Origin of the sequence: Methylobacterium sp. WL18, assembly GCF_008040015.1 — a bacterium.
In the GTDB taxonomy this organism is placed as follows: domain Bacteria; phylum Pseudomonadota; class Alphaproteobacteria; order Rhizobiales; family Beijerinckiaceae; genus Methylobacterium; species Methylobacterium mesophilicum.
Genome location: NZ_VRVD01000293.1, coordinates 1 through 5771, shown reverse-complemented (window position 1 = coordinate 5771; position 5771 = coordinate 1). Strand labels below are relative to the sequence as shown.

The window sequence follows — 5771 nt, the reverse complement described above, 5'->3', positions numbered from 1 at the left end:
AGCCCGGGCCCACCCTCGGCAGCCTGGTCAAGCGCGCCGACCGGATCGCCGCCCATATCGAGGCCGTGGAGCTCGCGGGCTTCGCGCCCGACGAGGCGGACCTCTATTTCGGCGCGGCCCCCGATCTGCCCGAGGCCGTCCTCGGGTTGGCCGAGCCCTGGCCGACCGCCCAGGCCGAGGCACGGTTCCTCGACCGGTTCCACGCCCTCTGCCGGGCTTGAGATCCGAGACCTCCGCCCTCGATCCGTCACGATCCCACGCCATGGGCCGCCACATGCCGACCCTTCACGTCTGTCCGCTCTCGCGCCTGCCCGAGACCGTCGCCGCCACCGGGGCGAGCCACGTGCTCACGCTGGTCAATGTCGGCACGCCCCTGGAGCGGCCGGCGCTAATCGATGCGGAGAATCACGCCATCATCGGGGTCAGCGACATCGCCGAGCCCCGGGACGGACACGTTTTGCCGGCTGACGAGCACGTGGCCGGGATCCTGGCCTTCACGCGGGCCTGGCCCCGGGACAAGCCGCTGGTGATCCACTGCTATGCCGGGATCAGCCGCTCCACCGCGGCGGCCTACATCGCGGCCTGCGCCCTGGCGCCCGAGCGCGACGAGGGTGCCATCGCCGACGCCCTGCGGGCCGCCTCCCCGTCCGCGACCCCCAACCCCCTGTTCGTGGCGATCGCCGACCGGATGCTCGGTCGGGACGGCCGCATGGTCGCGGCGATCGCGCGGATCGGCCGCGGCGCCGAGGCGTTCGAGGGGACGCCGTTCTGCCTCACGCTGACGTGACGGCCCACCACAAAACTTTCAGTTGCCGACGCCTGTACCGCTGCGTGCGACCGTTCGAGGGTCGTTCCGCAGAGGGTAGCGAGTGTGGCGCAAACGCCGCCGCGCCGCACCAAAACGCTGCGGATCGGCCCGGGCCCACCCTCGCCTGGGTTGTGGCCGCACCGGCTGCCGCCTTAGAACCGACCCAAAGGATGTGTGTGGGATGAACGCGAGCAGACCCGAGGTGGCCCCGGCCGCCGGCGACCTGCCCTTCGAGAAGGCGCTGGAGCAACTCGAGGAGATCGTGCGCAGGCTCGAGCGGGGCGATGTCCCGCTGGACGAGTCCGTGGCGATCTACGAGCGCGGCGAGGTGCTGAAGAAGCACTGCGAGGCGCTGCTGAAGCGGGCCGAGGCGCGGATCCAGCGGATCACCCTCGGTGCCGACGGGCGGCCCGAGGGCGTGGCGCCGCTCGATATATCCTGAGGCTCGGCGGTCCGACCGATCCCGTCCGATAGAGGTTGATGCCGTGGCGATTTCCCCCGAGCTGAGCGCGCTTCTCGACCGTGTCCCGGAGCCGGCCGCGCTTCGGCAGCTTCCCGAATCCGAGCTTCAGGCTGTGGCGGACGCGGTGCGGGCCGAGATGATCGACGCCGTGTCGATCACCGGCGGCCATCTCGGCTCCGGGCTCGGCGTGGTCGAGCTCACCGTCGCCCTGCACCACGTGTTCGACACCCCCGACGACCGCATCGTCTGGGACGTCGGCCACCAGTGCTACCCGCACAAGATCCTCACCGGACGCCGCGACCGCATCCGCACCCTGCGCCAGGGGGGAGGCCTGTCCGGCTTCACCAAGCGCTCCGAGAGCGTCTACGACCCGTTCGGCGCCGCCCATTCCTCGACCTCGATCTCCGCCGCGCTCGGCATGGCGGTCGCCCGCGACCTCGACTCCGAGGCCGCCAAGGCCAAGGGCCGGACACCGAAGCGCCGCAACGCCATCGCGGTGATCGGCGACGGTTCGATGTCGGCCGGCATGGCGTATGAAGCCATGAACAATGCCGGCGCGCTTCACTCGCGCCTGATCGTGATCCTCAACGACAACGACATGTCGATCGCCCCGCCGGTGGGCGCGATGTCGGGCTACCTGGCCCGGCTGGCGTCCGGCGGCACCTATCAGTCGCTGCGCGAGACCGCCAAGCAGCTCGGCAAGCTCCTGCCGAAGGCGCTCTACCAGCGCGCCGCGGCGGCCGAGGAATACGCCCGCTCCCTGGTGGTCGGCGGCGGCACGATGTTCGAGGAGATGGGCTTCCACTATGTCGGCCCGGTCGACGGGCACAACCTCGACCAGCTGCTGCCCGTCCTGAAGAACGTCCGCGACGCCGAGCACGGCCCGATCCTGCTCCACGTCGTCACCCGCAAGGGCAAGGGCTACGCGCCCGCCGAGGCCTCGGCCGACCGCTATCACGGCGTGGTCAAGTTCGACGTGGTCTCGGGCGTGCAGGCCAAGGCCAAGCCCAACGCCCCGGCCTACACGCGGGTGTTCGGCGAGAGCCTGATCAAGGCGGCGGACGCCGACGACCGGGTCGTGGCGATCACCGCGGCGATGCCCGGCGGCACCGGCATCGACCTGTTCGGCAAGGCACACCCGGACAAGACCTTCGACGTCGGCATCGCCGAGCAGCACGCGGTGACGTTTGCCGGCGGCCTGGCGACGGAGGGCTACCGGCCGTTCGTGGCGATCTACTCGACCTTCCTGCAGCGGGCCTACGATCAGGTCGTGCACGACGTGGCGTTGCAGAACCTGCCGGTGCGGTTCTGCCTGGACCGGGCCGGGCTGGTCGGCGCCGACGGGGCGACCCATGCCGGGGCGTTCGATCTGGCGTATCTGTGCTGCCTGCCGAACATGACCGTAATGGCGGCCTCCGACGAGGCCGAGCTGGTGCACATGGTGGCGACCGCGCACGCCCATGACACCGGCCCGATCGCGCTGCGCTACCCGCGCGGCGAGGGCGTCGGCGTCGAGCTTCCGGAGCGGGGCGAGGTGCTGGCGATCGGCAAGGGCCGGATGGTCCGCCGGGATCCGGAGGCGCGGGTGGCGATCCTCAGCCTCGGCACGCGGCTGTCCGAGGCTCTGAAGGCGGCGGACACGCTGTCGGACCAGGGCGTGGCGGTGAGCGTGGCGGATGCGCGCTTCGCCAAGCCTCTCGACGAGGCATTGATCCTCGATCTGGCGCAGAACCACGAGGTGCTGATCACCATCGAGGAGGGCTCGCGCGGCGGGTTCGGGGCGATGGTGCTGCACCTGCTGTCGGAGCAGGGTGCGCTGGACGCGGGCCGGGTCCGGGTGCGGACGCTGACGCTGCCGGACACCTACCAGGACCACGACAGCCCGGAGAAGATGTACGCCGAGGCCGGCCTCGACGCCGCCACCATCGTCAAGACCGCGCTCGCGACGCTGCCGGCTTCTTCCGGCCAGGTCGAGCAGGCGAGCAACGTGGTGAGCGTGCGCCGCCGCCCGCGCTGATCCTTAAATCTCAGGGTTCATCCAACCCGGATTCGTCATCCTGAGACGGCGGTGCGAACCCAACCGCCGAACCCGACTTCGTGCGAACGAGCCCGCGATGCGCTATGGTCATGGGGAGGAGTTCCCCATGACTGCACAGGTTGCCGTCCGTCCCCGGGCCGATTCCGCGCCGAGGACGGCCAGGGACGTCATCCACGACCTCGCCCGCCAGCACGCCATCCGCTACGAGCGGGGGGACCTCGACGACTGGGCCGCGGCGGTCTCCCGGGTGGCAGGCGACGACATCCAGCTGGACGAGACCGAGTGGCTTCTCGTCGCGTTGGGGCGTGCCGAAATCATCCCTGAGATCGAGAACACCAGGCTTCACGCCCGTTATCTCGCCGAGCGGGACGGCCCCGACATGTGATGTTCGATGTCTTCGGCGACTTCGAGGAACGCGGCTATCTCCGCAACGTCGCGGGCCTGAAAGACCTCGCTCGCGTCAAGCAGCTGGAGCACAGGGCATTCCTGACGAAAGTCGGCAAGGCCGTCGCCGAGCTCTCGGATCGCGTGCCGCTGACCTACGCCGACATCCTGCGCACGCACGAGACCCTGTTCAGTCCCGTCTATCCCTGGGCCGGGCACGACCGCCTGGAGACGGCGCCCGGTGCCCATATCAGCCGTGGCGGCTACGACCGGATGTTCGCCTTCCCGCGGGATATCCGCGGAGCCGCCGAACACGCCCTTGCGCAAGGCAACGATTCCACCTTACATGCGGGCAAAGCCCGGCGCGGTGCTGGGCTCGCTGGCGCATGCCCATCCATTCCTGGACGGGAACGGGCGCGCCATCATGGTCGTGCACACGGTCCTGGCGAACCGAGCCGGTATCTCCATCGCATGGCAGGAAGCCGACAAGGCCGCCTTCCTGGTGGCCCTGACCAAGGAGATACACCTGCCCGGCGACGGCCATCTCGATGCCTACCTGGCGCCGCTCCTGCACGAGGCGGCGGTGCAGGAGGAGCAGATCGAGAGCCTGAAGGCCCTCAAGACCCTCGGCTGATCCTCAGCCCAGAGCCTCCGCCACGGCCTTCCCGCAGGCCTGCGTATCCGCATTCCCGCCGAGGTCGCGCGTCCGCAGCGTCCGCTCGGACAGCACCCGCTCGATCCCGCTGACGATCTCCCGGGCGGCTTCGTGCTCGCCGAGATGCTCCAGCATCATCGCGCCCGACCAGATCTGGCCGATCGGGTTGGCGATCCCCTGGCCGGCGATGTCGGGGGCGGACCCGTGGACCGGCTCGAACACCGACGGGTGCACGCGCTCCGGATTGATGTTGCCGGACGGCGCGATGCCGATCGTTCCGGTGCAGGCGGGTCCGAGATCCGACAGGATGTCGCCGAACAGGTTCGACGCCACGACCACGTCGAACCGGTCCGGGTTGAGCACGAAATGCGCGGTCAGGATGTCGATGTGGTACTGGTCCCACCGCACGTCCGGGTAGCCCTCGGCCACCGCCTTCACGCGCTCGTCCCAGTACGGCATCGTGATCGAGATGCCGTTCGACTTCGTGGCCGAGGTCAGGTGCTTCTTCGGCCGGGTCTGGGCCAACTCAAAGGCGAATTTCAGGATCCGGTCGACCCCGTGGCGGGTCATGATCGTCTCCTGCAGCGCGAATTCGCGGTCGGTGCCGGCGAACATGCGGCCGCCCGCATTCGAGTACTCGCCCTCGGTGTTCTCGCGGACCACCCAGAAGTCGATATCGCCGGGCTTGCGGTCGGCCAGCGGGCACTTCACCCCGGGCATGAGGCGCACCGGACGCAGGTTGGCGTATTGGTCGAACTCGCGCCGGAACAGGATCAGCGAGCCCCACAGGGAGATGTGGTCGGGAACGCGCTCCGGCATGCCGACGGCGCCGAAATAGATCGCGTCGTGTGTCTCGATCTGCGGCTTCCAGTCCTCCGGCATCATCCTTCCGTGCCGCTCGTAATAATCGCAGCTCGCGAAATCGAACCAGTCGAACTGGAGCGCGAAGCCGTGCCGCTTGGCCGCCTGCTCGAGCACGCGCACGCCCTCGGGCACCACCTCCTTGCCGATGCCGTCGCCCGGGATAACCGCGATGCGGTAGCGGCGCTGCGGGCTGCTGTCTTGACCGGCCATGGATCCTCACGGGTCTCGCGTCGGGGGCCGCGGACCGGCCCCGGGTTGCACGATGGCAGGGTGTTGCACCCGCGCATGCGGTCAACACCCCGGCCTGACAATCACGGAGATTCGCCTGCCATGGCCCGGCGCTGGCGGTCCAGTTCCTCGCTGTAGCGCTTGAGCGTGTGGCTCTCGGTGAGCAGGCCCAGGACTTGGCGGCTCGCCGCATTCTGGACCACCGCCAGCGCCTCGCTCTCGCTGCGGTCGAAGGTTGCGGCCGCATCCTTGGCGTTCATCTCCGGCGTCAGGAACAGGTCGGGGTGATGCAGGAGGTCGGCGAGACCATCCGCAGTCCCCACGATGTCGG

General features: G+C 69.5%; 7 protein-coding genes and 2 pseudogenes. 6 read left to right on the top strand and 3 right to left on the bottom strand.

The features are described 5' to 3' along the window. The 5 genes and pseudogenes from FV228_RS18705 to FV228_RS18685 all read left to right on the top strand — a co-directional run. Positions 1 to 221, top strand: a pseudogene (locus tag FV228_RS18705) (hydrolase); the annotation flags it as partial. A gap of 53 nt (positions 222 to 274) precedes the next feature. Next, a complete protein-coding gene (locus tag FV228_RS18700) occupies positions 275 to 787 on the top strand; it encodes a protein tyrosine phosphatase (protein ID WP_147856000.1) in 513 nt (170 codons plus the stop codon). A 202-nt stretch (positions 788 to 989) separates the two neighbouring features. Further along, on the top strand, positions 990 to 1250 hold the full coding sequence (locus FV228_RS18695) for an exodeoxyribonuclease VII small subunit (RefSeq protein ID WP_058193261.1): 261 nt from the start codon (positions 990 to 992) through the stop codon (positions 1248 to 1250). A gap of 43 nt (positions 1251 to 1293) precedes the next feature. Continuing rightward, a complete protein-coding gene (dxs, locus tag FV228_RS18690) occupies positions 1294 to 3288 on the top strand; it encodes a 1-deoxy-D-xylulose-5-phosphate synthase (RefSeq protein WP_147855999.1) in 1995 nt (664 codons plus the stop codon). A gap of 127 nt (positions 3289 to 3415) precedes the next feature. Next, positions 3416 to 3694, top strand: a complete 279-nt coding sequence (locus FV228_RS18685) for a hypothetical protein (RefSeq protein WP_147855998.1) — start codon at positions 3416 to 3418, stop codon at positions 3692 to 3694. Here the strand turns inward: FV228_RS18685 and FV228_RS33775 are convergent. Beyond that, complete coding sequence (locus FV228_RS33775; RefSeq protein WP_210247810.1) at positions 3661 to 4020, bottom strand: hypothetical protein; 360 nt, start codon at positions 4018 to 4020, stop codon at positions 3661 to 3663. The two genes, FV228_RS18685 and FV228_RS33775, sit on opposite strands and share 34 nt — an antisense overlap. A 19-nt stretch (positions 4021 to 4039) precedes the next feature. Here FV228_RS33775 and FV228_RS33770 point away from each other — a divergent pair, with 19 nt between their 5' ends. Next, positions 4040 to 4327: a hypothetical protein gene (locus tag FV228_RS33770; protein ID WP_210247809.1), complete on the top strand. Its 288-nt coding sequence runs from the start codon at positions 4040 to 4042 to the stop codon at positions 4325 to 4327. Between the two features lie 3 nt (positions 4328 to 4330). Here the strand turns inward: FV228_RS33770 and FV228_RS18675 are convergent, their stop codons facing one another. Both FV228_RS18675 and FV228_RS18670 read right to left on the bottom strand, forming a co-directional pair. After that, positions 4331 to 5422, bottom strand: coding sequence for a tartrate dehydrogenase (locus FV228_RS18675; RefSeq protein ID WP_147855997.1), 1092 nt, complete (start codon positions 5420 to 5422; stop codon positions 4331 to 4333). Between the two features lie 101 nt (positions 5423 to 5523). Continuing rightward, positions 5524 to 5771, bottom strand: a pseudogene (locus tag FV228_RS18670) (chloride channel protein); the annotation flags it as partial.

Bases quoted from the DNA above. Each gene is read 5' to 3' on its own strand.
- FV228_RS18685 (WP_147855998.1), top strand. From the start codon at position 3,416: ATGACTGCACAGGTTGCCGTCCGTCCCCGGGCCGATTCCGCGCCGAGG.
- FV228_RS18675 (WP_147855997.1), bottom strand. From the start codon at position 5,422: ATGGCCGGTCAAGACAGCAGCCCGCAGCGCCGCTACCGCATCGCGGTT.
- FV228_RS18700 (WP_147856000.1), top strand. From the start codon at position 275: ATGCCGACCCTTCACGTCTGTCCGCTCTCGCGCCTGCCCGAGACCGTC.
- FV228_RS33770 (WP_210247809.1), top strand. From the start codon at position 4,040: ATGCGGGCAAAGCCCGGCGCGGTGCTGGGCTCGCTGGCGCATGCCCAT.
- FV228_RS18695 (WP_058193261.1), top strand. From the start codon at position 990: ATGAACGCGAGCAGACCCGAGGTGGCCCCGGCCGCCGGCGACCTGCCC.